The following is a 15,194-nucleotide window of genomic DNA, read 5'->3' on the forward strand; positions in this document are numbered from 1 at the left end:
CCGCGCGCGCTACCAGCGCGCCGCCGGCTCGGGCAGGCCGAGCGCCTGCCGCAGCGCCGCGCACAGCAGATGGAACTCGGCGTCGGCCGTCGCGCTCAGGCGGCGCGCGCGCAGGAAACCGTGGATCATGCCCGCGCCGATGCGCAGCTGCACCGCATTGCCGGCCTCGCGCAGCCTGGCGGCGTAGCGCGTGCCGTCGTCGAGCAGCGGATCGTGGTCGGCCAGCAGCAGGTAGGCCGGCGGCAGCCCGGCGTGATCGGCCGCGCGCAGCGGCAGCGCATAGCCGTCGCGCGTATCCAGCCCCTGCGGCAGGAAGGCGTTGACCGCGAACGCCATCGCCTCGCGGGTCAGGAAGGCGTCTGCGGTGTTGTTCAGGTAGCTGGGCGTATCCAGGTCGGCATCCAGCGTCGGATAGATCAGGGCCTGCATGCGCAACGCCGGCCCGCCGCGATCGCGCGCCATCAGCGCGCAGGCCGCGGCCAGGTTGCCGCCGGCGCTGTCGCCGGCCACGGCGATGCGCTCCGGGTCGACCCCCAGCAGTTCGGCCTCGCGCTGCGCCCAGCACAGGGCCGCGTAGGCGTCGTCGGTGGGCGCGGGATAGGGGTTCTCGGGCGCGCGCCGGTAGTGCACGCTCAATACCTGCGCGCCGGTGTTGCACGCCAGGCTGGTGGTGATGAAATCGTGGCCTTGCGGGCTGCCCGCCACGAAACTGCCGCCATGCAGGTAGACGATGGTCGGCAGCGGCCCCTCGGCGCGCGGCCGGTACACCCGCACGGGAATCTCGTGGCCGGGCTGGACGATGTAGGTATCGCTGACCTCCAGCGACTCGGGATAAGGCTCGCGCACCAGCGCCGCGTAGCGGTCGGCCCGCACGCGCCGCTGCGCCAGGCTCAGGGCCTTCAGCCCCGCCATGTCGCCCAATGCGCGGCGCGCGCGCTCCACATATGCCTGAATGCCCGGGTCGTATGCCATCGTCGCTTGCCTGTCCGAGGTTATGACGCAACGAATCGACTATACCGGAATTTTTCTTTATATAGAAAATTTCATCGGCGAACGCGCCGGGCATACGTTGCCGCGCTACGGCGCCCCGTGCAGCGACTGCCAGGTCAGGCACTCCTCGATGCCGAAGCGCCCGTTTTCGCGGCCCACGCCGGACGCGCCGCGTCCGCCGAACGGCGTGGCCAGGTTCTGGTCGGCGCCGTTGATGATGACCTGGCCGGTCTTCATGCGCCGCGCGAAGGCGGCGGCGCGCGCGGCGTCGGCCGACCACACCGCGCCCGACAGGCCATAGCGGGTGGCGTTGGCCAGCGCCAGCGCCTGCCCCTCGCCGCCATCCTGGCCGCCGTCCTCGTACGGCATGAGGGCCAGCACCGGGCCGAACACTTCCTCCTGCGCCAGCTCCATGTCCGGCGTCACGTCGGACAGGATCGTCACCGGCACGTGCCAGCCGCGCGCCTGGCCCGCGAGACGGCCGGGGCCGCCGGCCACCAGGCGCGCGCCCTGCTGCAGCGCCCGGCTCACCATGGCGTTGACGCGTTCGAACTGGCGCGCGTTGGCCAGCGGCCCCAGCCGGGTCGCGGCGTCGAGGGGATCGCCCTGCGGCCAGGCCTGCGCCAGCGCGGCCAGCGCCTGCTCGGCCTCGGCCAGCCGCTGGCGCGGCACGATCAGGCGCGACTGGCTCACGCAGGCCTGACCGCTGTTGGCCACCGCCATGCGCAGCACCACCGGCAGCGCGCGTTCGAGCTCGGCGTCGGGCAACAGCACCGCGGCCGACTTGCCGCCCAGCTCCAGCGTGGTCCGCTTCAGGTGGCGGCCCGCCTCGGCCATGATGCTGCGCCCCACCTCGGTGCTGCCGGTGAAGCTGACCTGGTCCACCGCCTCATGCGCGACCAGCGCCTGGCCGATGGCGGCGTCGCCCCAGACCAGGTTGACCACGCCGGGCGGCAAGGCCGCGTCGTGGCAGGCCTGGATGAATTGCCAGGCCGCGCCGGGGGCCAGCTCGCTGGGCTTGAGCACCACGGTGCAGCCGGCGGCCAGGGCCGCCGCCACCTTGGCGACGATCTGGTGCAGGGGGAAGTTCCAGGGCGTGATGGCCGCGATCACGCCCACCGGCACGCGTTCGACCAGGCCGTTGCCGATGCGCTCGCGCCAGGCGATGGCGTCCATGCCGTCGCGCGCGTGCGCCATGCCTTTCATCGCCATGGGCACCTGCATCAGTTCGCCCAGCCAGACCGGGCAGCCGATCTCGCGCGCCAGGCCCGCCACGATGTCCGGGGCGCGCTGCCGCAAGGCCTCGGCCAGCCGGTCCAGCGCGTCGCGGCGCTGCGCCGGCGGCGCGGCGCCCCAGCCCGGGCCGGCCGCGGCCGCGGCGCGCACGGCCCGCTCCAGGTCGTCCGCCGAGCAGGCGCGCACCGATGCTTCGGCCTGCTCGGTGGCGGGGTTGTACACCGGCAGGACGGCGGCGCCGCCGCATGGATGGAATGCCCCGTCGGCATAGAACTCGGCGTAATCCATCAATAGTCTCCATCGAGCGGATTGGCGGCGGCCTGCGGCCCGGCCATGCCGGCCATGGGCTGCAGGCGCAGCAGGTGCCAGGGGCTGGGCACTTCGCCCATCTTCACTTCGATCAGCGCCGGCCCGCCCGACAGCGACGCCTTGATGGCCGCGCCCAGCGCCGCCGGGCTGTCCACCTGTTCGGACGGAATGCCGAACGCGCGCGCCAGCAGCTGGAAATCGGGGTTGCACAGGTCCACCGCCACCTCGGCGCCGAACTCGCGCTTCTGGATGGCGCGCACATTGCCGTAATGGCCGTCGTTGAACACCACCAGCGTCACCGGCAGGTTGTAGCGCCGGGCGGTGGCCAGTTCCTGCAGGTTCCAGCCGAAGCCGCCGTCGCCGGTGATCGACAGCACGCGGCGCCCCGCGCCGCCCACGGCCGCGCCCAGCGCCACCGGAAAGCCATAGCCCAGCGTGCCCTGGTAGCCCGGCCCGATATAGGTGCGCGGCGCGTGGACCGGAAAGGCGATGCGCGACAGATAGCCGACCTGCGTCAGCTCGTTGACGAAGATGCCGTCCTCGGGCAGCGCATCGCGCATGGCGCGGATATAGGCGGCCTGCGGCTCGATCCGGTCGATCTGCGCCTGCGCCCAGGCCTTGACCCGCGCCGCCTGCTCGTGCGTGAAGGCGGTGCGGCTGCGCAGCCGTTCCTCCAGCGCTGCCAGCGCGTGCGCCGCGTCGGCGGCGATGGCCACGTCGGGCGCGCGCGGCGCCGTCATGTCGGCGGCGTCGATGTTGATGTAGACGAAACGGGCGCGGCCGGCCGGCCACGACGCCGCCGGCATCAGGGCGTCGATGAAGCGGCTGCCGACCACGACCACCACGTCGGCGTGCTGGAATACCGCGCGCCCGGCCAGCGAATTCATGGCCAGCGGATGATGGTCGGGCAGCGCGCCGCGGCCGTTGTCGCTCATCACCACCGGCGCGCCGATGCGCTCGGCCACCCGCCGCACCGCTTCGTGCGCGCCGGTCGGGAACACGCCGCCGCCCACGTACAGCACCGGCAGGCGGGCCTGGCCGATCAGCGCCGCCGCCGCGGCGATGGCCTGCTCGTCGAGCATGGGCGGCTCGGCCGGCCGCGCCGGCGGCACGGCCTCGTCCTGGCCCGCCACCTCGGCCTGGAAGTAATTGTGCGGAATCTCCAGGCCCACCGGCCGCGCGCGGCCCTGGCCGGCCTGCGCATAGGCGGCATCCACCGAGGCACCGATATCGGCCGGCGCGCCGACGAAGCGATGCCATTTGGTCAGGCCCTGGACGAAGCCGCTCTGGTCCTTGATTTCGTGCAGCAGGCCGTAGCCCTTGCCCACGCCGTCGGCATGGATCTGCGGCGTCACGAACACCATGCGCGAACCGGACGCGTAGGCGGTCGCCAGCCCGGCGCCGGCGTTCAGCGCCCCGGGGCCCGGCACCACCATGGCGGTGCCGGGCTTGCCGGTGACGCGATAGTAGCCATCGGCCATATAGGTCGTGGTCTGCTCGTGGCGCGGCACGTACAGGTTGATCTCGCCGGCGCGCTTGCGCAGCGCCTCCACCGCCCAGTCCAGCTGGATGCCCGGGATGAAGAACAGATCCTTCACCCCATTGCGCACCAGCCCTTCCACGAATACTTCACCGCCGGTCATTGCTGCCTTCATGCTGTTTCTCTCCAACTGCGTTGCTGCTCAGGGCTGGCTCTTGGCCTGGCCCATCGCACCGATGACTTTGCCCCACTTGTCCGATTCGGCCCGGGCGTAAGCGGCGAATTCGGCCGGGTCGAGATAGGCCGGCTCGACCGCCAGGGTCAGCAGTTCGGCGCCGACCTGCGGGTCGGCCAGGATGGTCTCGAGCTGCGCCGAGACCTGGGCCACGACGGGCGCCGGCGTGCCGGCCGGCGCGAACATGCCCAGCCAGCCGCTGGCCGCGTAGCCCGGGAACCCTAGTTCGGCCACGGTGGGAATATCCGGCGCGGCGATCGCGCGCCGCGTGCCGGTGACCGCCAGGCCGGTCACCTTGCCCGCCTTGATCTGCGGAAAGGCCGAGGTCAGGTCCACCACCGCCAGCGGCACCTGGCCGGCGATCACGTCGGTCAGGGCCGGGCTGCTGCCGCGATACGGCACGGCGACCAGCGCGGTCTTGGCCATGTCGGCGTACAGCTCGCCCGCCAGGTGTTGCGAGGTGAACTGGCCCGAGGTGCCATAGCTCAGGCCGCCCTTGGTCCTGGCCGCCTGCGCGGCGATGTCCTGCATGCTGCGCAGCTGCGACTGCCGGCTGGCGATGAACACCAGCGGAATGTCGGCCACCTTGGCCACCGGCGCAAGTTGCTTGGCCGCGTCCAGCGGCGCGGCATCGGGCAGGTGATGGTTCACCGCGATGGCGCCGGTGGCGCCGATGGCCAGCGTATAGCCGTCGGGCGCCGCGTGCGCCAGCGCCATCAGGCCGGTGGTGCCGCCCGCGCCGGGGCGGTTCTCGACCACCACCGGCTGGCCCAGGCCATCGGCCAGCTTGCGGCCCAGCAGGCGCGCCACCCCGTCGGCCGAGGCGCCGGGCGCGAACGGCACGATCAGCGTGACCGGCTTGGACGGATAGGCGGGCGCGGCCGTGGCAGCGCCAGCGGACAGCGCCGTGGCGGCGATGATCAGGCCCTTGAAAATGGCTTGCATGGTTGTGTCTCCCGTGTCGTTATCGCGCATTGCTGCGGCGGCGCTATTGTGGGCGCGGGAACGGGACCAAGGCCATGCGTTTGCGGTGCTCGCGATTCCTCGCGGCGATCAGCGGCGCCGCGCGCGCGACGGCGCGCGGGCCTCAGGGCTCGCCGGGGCGGCGTTCGGGCGACAGCGCGCCGGAAATGCGCGCGTAGGAAGACAGCATGGCGTTGAGGGTCTGCGCTTCGGGCGAGAGGCGGCGCGACGCCTTGTGCACCGTGGCGATCCAGTACGGCACCGGCGGCTCGGCCACCGGGATGGGAATCAGGTTGCGGCGCGCCAGCGAATGATCGAGCAGCGCGCGCGGCACGCGCGCCAGCGCGTCGGACTCCATCAGCATGGCGACGATGCTCAGCAGCGAATTGCACACCGCCGCGAAGCGCGGCCGGCCCAGGCCTTCGCGATCGAACAGCTCCCAGATGCTGTCGTCGTTCATCGCCCCCTGGCGCGAGGTGTCGCCCACCACCACCCAGTCATACTTGACCAGCTCGCGCAGCGACGCCGCGCCCGCGCCGGGATGGCCCGCGCGCCCGACAATGACCGGCTCGGACTGGTACAGGCGCTGGACCTTCAGGTCGCTGGAATCGAAGTTGCGCGGCAGCCGGATGACGGCCAGCTCGATCCGGTTCTCGCGCAGCGCGCCCAGCAGGTCCAGGGCCACGCCCTGGGTCAGGTGCACGCTGGTATCGGGCAGCGCCTTGCGGAAATCGCGCAACACCGCCGGCGCCAGGCGAATCGACGGTTCGATCGACACGCCCAGCGACACGCTGGTCGACAGCTCCCCGGATTGCGCGCGCAGCCAGCCCTCGGCGCGCTCGGCCTCCTCGACGATGGCGCGCGCCAGCGGCACGAAGGCCGCGCCCTTGGGCGTGAGCAGCACGCCCTTGGCGCTGCGCTCGATCAGGTCCACGCCATATTCCTGTTCGAGCGCGGCGATGCTCTTGGTCAGCCCGCCTTGCGACACGTCGAGCGCGCGCGCGGCGGCGCGAAAGCCGCCATGCGAGACCACCGCCATCAAGGCGCGAAGCTGCTGGATCGTCATGGCAGGCCGGCTGTCCGGAACGGCCCGCCGCCGTGCGGCGGCGGCTTCAGTACACCGACGGGCCGGACGGCTGCGCGGCCGGCTCGTCCTTGAACTGGCGCACCAGGTCGCGGGCGCCGCGCACCAGCAAGGTGGTGTCCACGCCCACGGCCACGAACAGCGCGCCGGCCTCGATGTACTGCCGCGCCAGCTTGACGTCGGCCGTCAGGATGCCGGGCGCCTTGCCGGCGGCGCGCACGCGCCGGATCGCGTCCAGGATGGCCGCCTGCACGTCGGGGTGGCCGGGGTTGCCCAGGTGTCCCATCGAGGCCGACAGGTCGGCCGGGCCGAAGAACACGCCGTCCACGCCCTCGACCTGCGTGATCGCGTCGAGCTGCTCCATGCCGGCGCGGGTTTCCACCTGCACCAGCACGCACATTTCCTCGTCGGCCTTGTGCAGGTAGTCCGGGATCTGGTTCCAGCGCGACGAACGCGCCAGCGCGCTGCCCACGCCGCGTATGCCGCGCGGCGGATAACGGGTGGCGGCCACCATGGTGGCCGCTTCCTCGGCCGATTCGACCACCGGCACCAGCAGCGTCTGCGCGCCGATGTCGAGGATCTGCTTGATCAGCGGCACGTCGCCGATGACCGGCCGCACCACCGGATGCACCGGATACGGCGCCACCGCCTGCAGCTGCGACAGCATCTGGCGCACGTCGTTGGGCGCGTGCTCGCCGTCGATCAGCAGCCAGTCATAGCCGGCGCCGGCCACGGCTTCGGCCGCGTAGGGGTCGGCCAGGCCGACCCACAGACCGATCTGCACCTGGCCTTGCCTGAGCGCGGCCTTGAACGTATTGCGAGGAATATCCATGACCATCCTTATACGAAGCGAAACCTCATCGCGCCGAGCGGACCGTAGTCCGCCTCGAACGCATCTCCCTTGCGCGCCGCCACCGGGCGGGTGAAGGAGCCGGCCAGCACAAGCTGCCCGGGTTCGAGGGTTTCGCCCCAGGGCGCCAGCTTGTTGGCCAGCCACGCCACGCCGATGGCCGGGTGCCCCTGCACGCCAGCGGCCAGGCCGGTCTCTTCCACGACACCGTTCTGGCGCAGGACGGCGCCGCACCACGGCAAATCCAGCGCCTGCGGCGACACGCGCTGTGCGCCGGTCACCACGCCGGCGTTGGCTGCATTATCGCTGATCGTGTCGAATACCTTGCGCATGGCCCGGGTATGGCGGTCGAACTGCTCGATGCGCGAGTCGATGATCTCGATGGCCGGCGTGACGTATTCGGTGGCCGCCAGCACCTGCTCGACCGTCACCTCGGGGCCGCGCAGCGGCGCCTTCAACACGAACGCCAGCTCGACCTCCACGCGCGGCGCGATGAAGCGCTCGAACGGAATCGCCAGCTCCTGGCCGGGCTGGCAGGTGTACAGCATGTGGTCCAGCAGCGTGCCGTAGTCCGGCTCGTCGATCTGGCTGGCCTGCTGCATGGCGCGCGAAGTCAGGCCGATCTTGTGGCCGATCACCCGGCGGCCGTCGGCCCGCTGCATGGCGACCCAGGCGCGGCTGATGCGGTAGCCGTCCTCGATGGTGATTTCGGGATGGCGCTTGGAGAAGTGCTCCACCTGCACGCGCGTCCTCTCCGACTCATACAGTTGCGCGGCCAGCTCGCCGATCAGCGCTTCGCTCAGCATTATTTTTCCCCTTTCTGGAACAAGGCATGCAGGTTGCCGAACTTGGCATCGTAAACCTCGGCGCCCACGTCGATCTGGAAGGTCAGGCCGACGCGGCGCTGCTGCAAAAGCGGCGCGAGCAAGGCCCGGGCCGCCTGCGCGATGGTTTCTCCGGCGCGCCGCTGCACGGCCTCGCTGCGTCCGCGCCCCATGCGCAGGTTCAGGTAGGCGAAGCCATAGTCGCCCGATTCGCCGGCGTCCCGGCCGGCCTGGCCGCCGTCGGCGATGGCGTAGTGCGGCGCCGGATAGGCCAGCACGCGCGTGCCGCCGGTGGGGAACACCTGGCGGCCCTCGTCATCGCGCACCGTCAGCATGGCGTCGGCCAGCCCGCGGCACACCGCGCCCATGTCCAGGTCGCGGTCCAGGTTGCCCGAGTAGAGAATGACGAGATGCGGCATATCACACCTTCAGCGGCGAGACGGGGAAAATCGCGTTGATCTGGCCGGTGCCCGAGCTGCCGAAATACGGCGTGACCACCTCGACCGGCTGGTCGTAGTCGGTCCAGCCCAGCGCGCCCAGCAGCATGGCGGTGTCGTGCATGCCGCCCTCGCCCCAGCATTGCTCGGCGTACAGCTTGAGCATGGGGCAGAAGGTCTGCCAATCGCCCTGCTCCCACAGCTCGACCACGCGCCGGTCCACCTGCTCCAGGAACGGATCCCAGACCTTGTGCATGTATTCGGGCGCGGTGCCGTTCTCGGCGAAGTGATGGCTGAGCGATCCGCTGGCCAGCACCGCCACCGTGCCGTCGTAACGCTCTTCGATGGCCTTGCGCACCGCCTGGCCGAAGCGCACGCTGGTGGCCAGGTCATGCCAGACGCACCAGCCCGACACGCTGACCACCTTGAAATGCTGGTCTTCGTTCATGTAGCGCATGGGCACCAGCGTGCCGTACTCCATGCCCAGCGAGGTTTCGCTGTGCGCGCGCGTGGCCACGCCCATCTCGTTGGCCACGTCGGCGATCAGATGGCCGAGCGCCGGGTTGCCCGGGTACTCGTAGTCCATGTTCTTGATGAAGTGCGGCAGCTCGTTGCTGGTGTAGCAGCCCGAGAAGCGCGGGGCGCAATTGATGTGGTAGTCGCTGTTCACCAGCCAGTGCACGTCGAACACCACGATGGTGTCCACGCCCAGCTCGCGGCAGCGCCGGCTGATCTCCTTGTGCCCGTCGATGGCGGCCTGGCGGCAACCCTTGTTGGGCCCGTCCAGTTCGCTCAGGTACATCGACGGCACGTGCGTGATCTTGGCGGCCAAGGCCAGCTTGCCCATGGTCATGCTCCCCAGTGCGGAATGTGATGATTGCCCAGCGACACCGCGACGTTCTTCGGCTCGCAGAACACTTCGTAGCTCCAGGTGCCACCCTCGCGGCCGGTGCCCGAGGCCTTGGTGCCGCCGAACGGCTGGCGCAGGTCGCGCACGTTCTGGCTGTTGACAAAGCACATGCCGGCCTCGATGGCGGCCGCCACGCGGTGCGCGCGGCCGACGCTCTCGGTCCAGACATAGCTCGACAGGCCGTACTCGATGTCGTTGGCCAGCTCGATGGCGTGGGCCTCGTCGCGAAACGGAATCAGGCAGGCGACCGGCCCGAAGATCTCGTCCTGGGCGATCTTCATGCGGTTGTCGACGTCGGCGAACACCGTGGGCCAGACGAAGTTGCCGTCGCGCACGCGCGCATCCAGCTCGGGTGCGTACGACGGGCGGTCCAGCCCGCCGCACAGCATCGTGGCGCCTTCCTTGCTGCCCAGCTCGATATAGCCGCGCACCTTGGCCAGGTGGGCCGGGCTGATCAGCGGCCCGACGATGGTGCCCTCGTCCAGCGGGTCGCCGACGCGGATGCGGCGCGCGCGCTCGACGAACTTCTGGGTGAAATCGGCGTAGATGCTTTGCTGCACCAGGATGCGGCTGCCGGCCGTGCAGCGCTGGCCGTTGTTGGAGAAGATCATGAAGATCGCCGCGTCGAGCGCCCGGTCCAGGTCGGCGTCGTCGAAGATCACGAACGGGCTCTTGCCGCCCAGTTCCATGCTGAACTTCTTCAGCCCGGCCGCCTGCACGATGCGGTTGCCGGTGGCCGTCGAGCCCGTGAAGGACACGGCGCGCACGTCCGGGTGCGCCACCAGCGGCTCGCCGGCGTCGCGGCCGTAGCCGTGCACCAGGTTGAGCACGCCCGGCGGGATGCCCGCCTCCAGCGCCAGCTCGCCCAGGCGCGCCGCGGTCAGCGGCGAAAGCTCGCTCATCTTCAGCACGGCGGTGTTGCCGAACGCCAGGCACGGCGCGACCTTCCAGGTCGCGGTCATGAACGGCACGTTCCAGGGGCTGATCAGCGCGCACACGCCCACCGGGTGGTACAGCGTGTAGTTCAGGTGCGTGGGCGTGGGATAGGTATGGCCATCGACCCGCGTGCACATCTCGGCGAAATAATAGAAATTGTCGGCCGCGCGCGGCACCAGCTGCTTGCCGGTCTGCGCGATGGTCTGGCCGCAATCGTTGGTCTCGGTGCGCGAGATCTCGGGCACGTGGGCGGCGATCAGGTCGCCCAGCTTGCGCACCAGGCGCGCGCGCTCGGCGGCCGGCAGGCCGGCCCACTTCGGAAACGCCGCCTTGGCCGCCGCGACCGCGGCGTGCACCTCGGCCTCGCCCCCGGCGGCAACCTCCGCCAGCGTCTCCTGCGTGGCCGGGTTGATGGTCTCGAAGTACTGCTTGCCGGCGACGGCCTTGCCGTCGATCAGATGTTCAATCCGCATGTTCGTTCCTTATCGTCCAAATACGGCGTCGCCGACGATGGTGTTGGCCAGCGCGCCGATGCCTTCGATCTCGCAGACCACCTCGTCGCCCTCCTCGACGTTGACCACCCCGTCCGGCGTGCCGGTCAGGATGACGTCGCCCGGCATCAGGGTCATGAAACCGCTGAGGTATTCGATCAGCGCCGCAATGTCGTTGATCATGTCGGCCGTGCTGCCCTGCTGCGTGACCTTGCCGTTGACCAGCGTGCGCAGCGCCAGCGCGTGCGGGTCGGCGACGTCGGCCGCGTCGACCAGCCAGGGGCCCATCACCGTGCAGGTGTCGCGGTTCTTCACGCGCAGGTTGGGCCGGTACCAGTTCTCCAGGTAGTCGCGGATGGCGTAGTCGTTGCACACGGTGTAGCCGGCCACGTGGGCCATGGCGTCGGCCGCCTTGACGTCCTTGGCCGGCTTGCCGATCACCACCGCCAGTTCGCACTCGTAGTGCATGTAGGTGGCGTCGCGCGGGCGGCGCGTCTGGGCGCGATGCCCCACCACCGCGCCCGGCCCCTTGAAAAACACCAGCGGCTCGTCGCGCGTGGTGACGGTCAGCTCCTTGGACAGCTCCTTGACGTGGTCCGCGTAGTTCAGGCCGAGCACGATGAGGGTGCCGACTTCCACCGGCGGCAGCCACACCACCGCATCCTCGGCCACCACCCGGCCATCGGCCAGCAGCAGGCCCTGTTCATGCGGCGTGGCGCTGTGTATGGCCCCGCCGTAGGCAACGCGTGCGCGCTTCATTGCGTTTCTCCATGCAGTTCACCCATGCCCTCGGCGGCCAGCGCGAAGGCCTGGCCGCGGCCCACCTGCGGCTGGTCCACGCAGGTGCCCAGCAACAGGATGTCGCCGGGCGACAGGGTCATGAAATCGGTCACGTCGGCCAGCAGCCGGGCCGCCGGACGCACCCGGCCGCCCATCGAGGCGGCCTGGGCCGGCTTGCCGTCGACCGTGACGTGGATCACCATTGCGTCCGGGTCGCCCGCCTCGGCCAGCGGCACGATGCGCGGGCCGATGAAGCACGAGCGGTCGCGCGCGATAAAGCGCGCCGAAGGCCGGTAGAAGCTGTCGTGCGGCACCGTCAGATCGGCCACCAGCACCACCCCGGCGACGTAGTCCAGCGCCTCGGCGGCGTCGACGCGGCAGGCGGTACGTCCGAGCACCAGGCCCAGGGTCGCGCCCAGCCGCATGGCCGGCACGTCGGCCGCCAGCGCGATGGCCTGGCCATCGCGCGCCAGCGTGTTGCGCGGCTTCATATACAGCACCGGCCCCTTGGGCGGGGCCTTGTAGGGCGGCTGGTTGACCGCCTCTCCCAGGCGGTCGAGCGCTTCGCGCTGGTTCAGCAGCGCGCCGTACACGACGCCGGAAAGCCGATAGGGCGGATCGTCGTAAAGCTGCGAAAGCGGATCGGACATCGTGATAATCCTCGAACGTTGCGTAGGTTGCGCGCGCGGGCCGCTCAGTCGGCCGACGCGCCGGAGGCCTTGACCACCTTGGCCCAGCGGTCGCCTTCGGTGCGGATGTAGTCCGCCAGTTCCTGCGGCGTGCTGGTGCGTACCGACACGCCATTGGCCTCGAAGCGCGCCTTGACGTCGGCCTCGCCCAGCACCTTCACCAGCGCGGCGTTATAGGCCTGCACGGTCCCGGCCGGCGTGCCCGGCGGCGCCACCAGGCTTTGCCAGGCCACCGCCTCGTAGTCAGCCGTGCCCGGCACCTGGCTTTCGCGCACGGTGGGCGTGTCGGGCAGATTGGGCTGGCGCTGGGCCGAGGTCACGGCCAGCGCGCGCAGCTTGCCCGAGCGGATGTGGGCCAGCACCGGCGCCAGGTCGGCGAACATCATGGAAATCTGCCCGCCCAGCAGGTCGTTCAGCGCCGCCGACGTGCCCTTGTAGGGCACGTGCGTCATGGAGGCGCCGGTGGCGGCGCGGAACATTTCCGCCGACAGGTGCTGCGGGCTGCCGCTGCCGGCCGAGCCGAAGGTCAGGGTGCCGGGGTTGGCCTTGGCCAGCGCCACCAGGTCGGCCAGGCTGTCGGCCTTGACCGAGGGGTTGACCACCACGACCAGCGGCACTTCGGCCACCAGGCCGACCGGCGCGAACGCCTGCGGGTCATACGGCAACGACTTGTACATCGTGCGGTTGATGGCCAGCGTGGTGCTGGTGGCCATCAGCAGCATGCCGCTGTCGGGCGCGGCGCGCGAGACCAGCTGTGCGCCGATGATGGTGCCGCCGCCGGGCCGGTTCTCCACCACGATCGAGCGCTTCAGTTCGTCGCCCATGTGCTGCGCCACGGTGCGCGCCAGGATATCGGTCGCCCCGCCCGGGGCGTACGGCACCACCAGCGTCATGGGCGCGTCGGCGGCGCAGGCCGCGCCGGATACCGCCAGGATGGCGGCGGCCTTGAAGAAGTGGGAAAGAAGTTTCATGGTTGCTGTCTCCATTATGGTTGTGCTTGCCGGGCGTCGCTCAGGCCGCGCCGCGCAGCTGGTCCACCAGCGCCTGCGGATCGGCCGGCAGCGTGTCGCCGCGCCAGGCGACGTGCTGGTCGGGGCGGGAAATCACCAGTGCGTGGCGGTACGCGGGCGGCGCGTCTTCGCCCTCCAGGTCCAGCACGCGCAGGGGCATGCCGCGCCGCGCCGCGGCCTCGACCAGCGGTTGCACGTCCACGCCCGCCTTCAGGCGCAGCACGGTGTAACCGTCGCCCATGGCGTCGTACAGCGACGCGCCGTCGGCCAGCTGGAAATGCGGCGTGCGGCAGCCGGGCACCGTGGACGGCGTGAAATCGCCCATGGTGTAGGCCGGCTGGGATTCGCCGTCATAGGCGATCAGCGGCGACTGGTCATAGAAATAGCCGAAATTCAGCCCGGCGCAGCAGTATTGCTGCACGTTCAGGGCGTAGGCGCGCTCGCCGACCTGCGCGCGCACCGCGGCGCCGGCCTCGTCCTGCGCCTCGATGTTCTCGGGCACGATGCGCCGCTCGGTCGCCATGGCGTGCGCATGGTCCATCACGAAGTACGACACCTGCGAGGTAATGGGATGGCGCTCGCTCACATAGGCGTCGAGGATGCGCGCGTCGGCCCAGCCGTTGACGGTGGCGGCCAGCAGCCAGGCCAGGTTGGCCGCGTCGGCGATGCCGGCGTTCATGCCGTAGCCCGCGTACGGCACCCACAGGTGCGCGGCGTCGCCGCAGATGAAGACGCGGCGGTCGCGGAAGCGGTCGGCCACCAGGCGGCGGCCATACCAGTCCTCCTTGCTGATCAGTTCGTACTCGAAATCCTCGCCCACGCCCAGGATGCGGCGGATACAGAGGTCGCGGTCGACCGACTCGAAATCCGGCTCTTCGTCGCGCAGGTAGTTGTGCACCAGCCACAGCTCCTTGCCGTCGATGGCGTACATGTTGCCGCAACGCGCCGGGTTGAGCGTGAAGGTCGCCCAGGCCGGCTCGTGCTTGAACAGCTGGCGCAGCTGGGGCGCGCGGATGTAGCTGGACTGCACCCGCTGGATCACCGCGTCGCCGACCAGCTTGGCGCCGATGGCCGTGCGGATGGCGGAACGCCCGCCGTCGCAGCCGACCAGGTAGTCGGCGCGCATGCGCAGCGACTCGCCGCTGTCGAGGTCGCGGGCGTGCACGGTCACGCCTTCGTCGTCCTGCTCGATCTCCGTCACTTCGACACGGTTGCGGATGGCGATGCGCTCCATCCCGGCCGCGTGCTCGAACAGGATAGGCTCCAGGTAGATCTGGTTGATGCGGTGCGGCGGCTCCATGGTGGGCCAGTTGGTATCCGGCCCCGTATCCTTGCGCTGGCGTCCGGCGCGCCCCGGAATGGGAATGCGGGTCAGCTCGATGCCGGTGGCGCTGGTGCGGTAGGCCACGTCATGCGGATACTCGTCGGGCAGGCCCGCGGCGCGCACGGCCTGCGCCACGCCCAGGCGGCGGAACACCTCCATCGAGCGGGCCGAGACGTGGTTGCACTTCACGCTCGGAGCCTCGCCGCGGTGACGGCGCTCCAGCACCAGCACGGAAACCCCGCGCGACGCCATGTCCATCGCCACGGTAAGCCCCACCGGACCCGCGCCGACGACGATGACAGGATGTTTTTCTGTACTGCCCATGGTTTGACCCGTATCAATCAGTTCGTAGTGAACCCAGTGTATTGACCACCCATGGGCAGGACAAACGAGGCTTTTTTATCCATTTATAAAATTCCCATATATATCCGGAGACCACGCCGCCGCCTCAGGCCAGGCCGGCCACCTCCTCGCAGTGCACCAATTCGTCCTCGCCGCCGTCCAGCGGCCGGCCCTCCTGGTCGAGCCAGCGCACCTGCACCCAGATGCCGTCGCCCATGTTTTCCACGACCTCGCCCTTGCGGCCGTCGCGCAGCGCCAGCAGCTGGCCGGGTTGCAACTGCATGAGATTGAGCACAGCGTCCTC

General features: G+C 70.3%; 15 protein-coding genes. All 15 read right to left on the reverse strand.

Going from position 1 to position 15,194, the window contains the following annotated elements:
- Positions 1 to 9: 9 nt before the first annotated feature.
- The gene (locus EL288_RS20470) at positions 10 to 972 is read right to left on the reverse strand and encodes an alpha/beta hydrolase (RefSeq protein WP_003808170.1); all 963 of its coding nucleotides are present in this window, start codon (positions 970 to 972) and stop codon (positions 10 to 12) included.
- Between the two features lie 105 nt (positions 973 to 1,077).
- Entirely contained in the window at positions 1,078 to 2,514 is a 1,437-nt protein-coding gene (locus EL288_RS20475; protein ID WP_033454239.1) for an aldehyde dehydrogenase family protein, read from the reverse strand.
- Positions 2,514 to 4,190, reverse strand: coding sequence for a thiamine pyrophosphate-dependent enzyme (locus EL288_RS20480; protein ID WP_003808165.1), 1,677 nt, complete (start codon positions 4,188 to 4,190; stop codon positions 2,514 to 2,516). The genes EL288_RS20475 and EL288_RS20480 overlap by 1 nt, the downstream gene beginning before the upstream one ends.
- A gap of 27 nt (positions 4,191 to 4,217) precedes the next feature.
- A complete protein-coding gene (locus EL288_RS20485) occupies positions 4,218 to 5,195 on the reverse strand; it encodes a Bug family tripartite tricarboxylate transporter substrate binding protein (protein WP_003808163.1) in 978 nt (325 codons plus the stop codon).
- Between the two features lie 142 nt (positions 5,196 to 5,337).
- Positions 5,338 to 6,279: a LysR family transcriptional regulator gene (locus EL288_RS20490; protein WP_080561910.1), complete on the reverse strand. Its 942-nt coding sequence runs from the start codon at positions 6,277 to 6,279 to the stop codon at positions 5,338 to 5,340.
- Positions 6,280 to 6,325: 46 nt separating this feature from the next.
- Positions 6,326 to 7,129, reverse strand: coding sequence for a 4-hydroxy-2-oxoheptanedioate aldolase (gene hpaI, locus EL288_RS20495; RefSeq protein WP_033446592.1), 804 nt, complete (start codon positions 7,127 to 7,129; stop codon positions 6,326 to 6,328).
- 8 nt (positions 7,130 to 7,137) lie between these two features.
- Complete coding sequence (gene hpaH / locus EL288_RS20500; RefSeq protein ID WP_003808156.1) at positions 7,138 to 7,953, reverse strand: 2-oxo-hept-4-ene-1,7-dioate hydratase; 816 nt, start codon at positions 7,951 to 7,953, stop codon at positions 7,138 to 7,140.
- Entirely contained in the window at positions 7,953 to 8,390 is a 438-nt protein-coding gene (locus EL288_RS20505) for a 5-carboxymethyl-2-hydroxymuconate Delta-isomerase (protein WP_003808154.1), read from the reverse strand. Before EL288_RS20505 ends, hpaH begins: the two co-directional genes overlap by 1 nt.
- A 1-nt stretch (position 8,391) precedes the next feature.
- Complete coding sequence (gene hpaD / locus EL288_RS20510) at positions 8,392 to 9,255, reverse strand: 3,4-dihydroxyphenylacetate 2,3-dioxygenase (RefSeq protein ID WP_033446591.1); 864 nt, start codon at positions 9,253 to 9,255, stop codon at positions 8,392 to 8,394.
- Positions 9,256 to 9,257: 2 nt separating this feature from the next.
- Entirely contained in the window at positions 9,258 to 10,727 is a 1,470-nt protein-coding gene (hpaE, locus tag EL288_RS20515) for a 5-carboxymethyl-2-hydroxymuconate semialdehyde dehydrogenase (protein WP_003808148.1), read from the reverse strand.
- Between the two features lie 9 nt (positions 10,728 to 10,736).
- Entirely contained in the window at positions 10,737 to 11,504 is a 768-nt protein-coding gene (locus tag EL288_RS20520; protein ID WP_003808146.1) for a fumarylacetoacetate hydrolase family protein, read from the reverse strand.
- Complete coding sequence (locus EL288_RS20525) at positions 11,501 to 12,175, reverse strand: fumarylacetoacetate hydrolase family protein (RefSeq protein ID WP_003808144.1); 675 nt, start codon at positions 12,173 to 12,175, stop codon at positions 11,501 to 11,503. The genes EL288_RS20520 and EL288_RS20525 overlap by 4 nt, the downstream gene beginning before the upstream one ends.
- 44 nt (positions 12,176 to 12,219) lie before the next feature.
- On the reverse strand, positions 12,220 to 13,185 hold the full coding sequence (locus tag EL288_RS20530) for a Bug family tripartite tricarboxylate transporter substrate binding protein (RefSeq protein WP_015064547.1): 966 nt from the start codon (positions 13,183 to 13,185) through the stop codon (positions 12,220 to 12,222).
- Positions 13,186 to 13,225: 40 nt separating this feature from the next.
- Entirely contained in the window at positions 13,226 to 14,872 is a 1,647-nt protein-coding gene (locus tag EL288_RS20535) for an FAD-dependent oxidoreductase (protein WP_003808140.1), read from the reverse strand.
- A gap of 124 nt (positions 14,873 to 14,996) precedes the next feature.
- On the reverse strand, positions 14,997 to 15,185 hold the full coding sequence (locus tag EL288_RS20540) for a hypothetical protein (protein ID WP_003808139.1): 189 nt from the start codon (positions 15,183 to 15,185) through the stop codon (positions 14,997 to 14,999).
- Positions 15,186 to 15,194: the final 9 nt, after the last annotated feature.

It is taken from the genome of Bordetella bronchiseptica (assembly GCF_900636925.1).
Lineage (GTDB): Bacteria > Pseudomonadota > Gammaproteobacteria > Burkholderiales > Burkholderiaceae_B > Bordetella > Bordetella pertussis.

Excerpts from the sequence above, each read along its gene's own strand:
- EL288_RS20480 (WP_003808165.1), bottom strand. The coding sequence starts at position 4,190 with ATGAAGGCAGCAATGACCGGCGGTGAAGTATTCGTGGAAGGGCTGGTG.
- hpaI (WP_033446592.1), bottom strand. The coding sequence starts at position 7,129 with ATGGATATTCCTCGCAATACGTTCAAGGCCGCGCTCAGGCAAGGCCAG.
- EL288_RS20535 (WP_003808140.1), bottom strand. The coding sequence starts at position 14,872 with ATGGGCAGTACAGAAAAACATCCTGTCATCGTCGTCGGCGCGGGTCCG.
- EL288_RS20505 (WP_003808154.1), bottom strand. The coding sequence starts at position 8,390 with ATGCCGCATCTCGTCATTCTCTACTCGGGCAACCTGGACCGCGACCTG.
- hpaE (WP_003808148.1), bottom strand. The coding sequence starts at position 10,727 with ATGCGGATTGAACATCTGATCGACGGCAAGGCCGTCGCCGGCAAGCAG.
- EL288_RS20470 (WP_003808170.1), bottom strand. The coding sequence starts at position 972 with ATGGCATACGACCCGGGCATTCAGGCATATGTGGAGCGCGCGCGCCGC.
- EL288_RS20490 (WP_080561910.1), bottom strand. The coding sequence starts at position 6,279 with ATGACGATCCAGCAGCTTCGCGCCTTGATGGCGGTGGTCTCGCATGGC.
- EL288_RS20530 (WP_015064547.1), bottom strand. The coding sequence starts at position 13,185 with ATGAAACTTCTTTCCCACTTCTTCAAGGCCGCCGCCATCCTGGCGGTA.
- EL288_RS20525 (WP_003808144.1), bottom strand. The coding sequence starts at position 12,175 with ATGTCCGATCCGCTTTCGCAGCTTTACGACGATCCGCCCTATCGGCTT.
- hpaD (WP_033446591.1), bottom strand. The coding sequence starts at position 9,255 with ATGGGCAAGCTGGCCTTGGCCGCCAAGATCACGCACGTGCCGTCGATG.
- EL288_RS20485 (WP_003808163.1), bottom strand. The coding sequence starts at position 5,195 with ATGCAAGCCATTTTCAAGGGCCTGATCATCGCCGCCACGGCGCTGTCC.
- hpaH (WP_003808156.1), bottom strand. The coding sequence starts at position 7,953 with ATGCTGAGCGAAGCGCTGATCGGCGAGCTGGCCGCGCAACTGTATGAG.
- EL288_RS20475 (WP_033454239.1), bottom strand. The coding sequence starts at position 2,514 with ATGGATTACGCCGAGTTCTATGCCGACGGGGCATTCCATCCATGCGGC.
- EL288_RS20520 (WP_003808146.1), bottom strand. The coding sequence starts at position 11,504 with ATGAAGCGCGCACGCGTTGCCTACGGCGGGGCCATACACAGCGCCACG.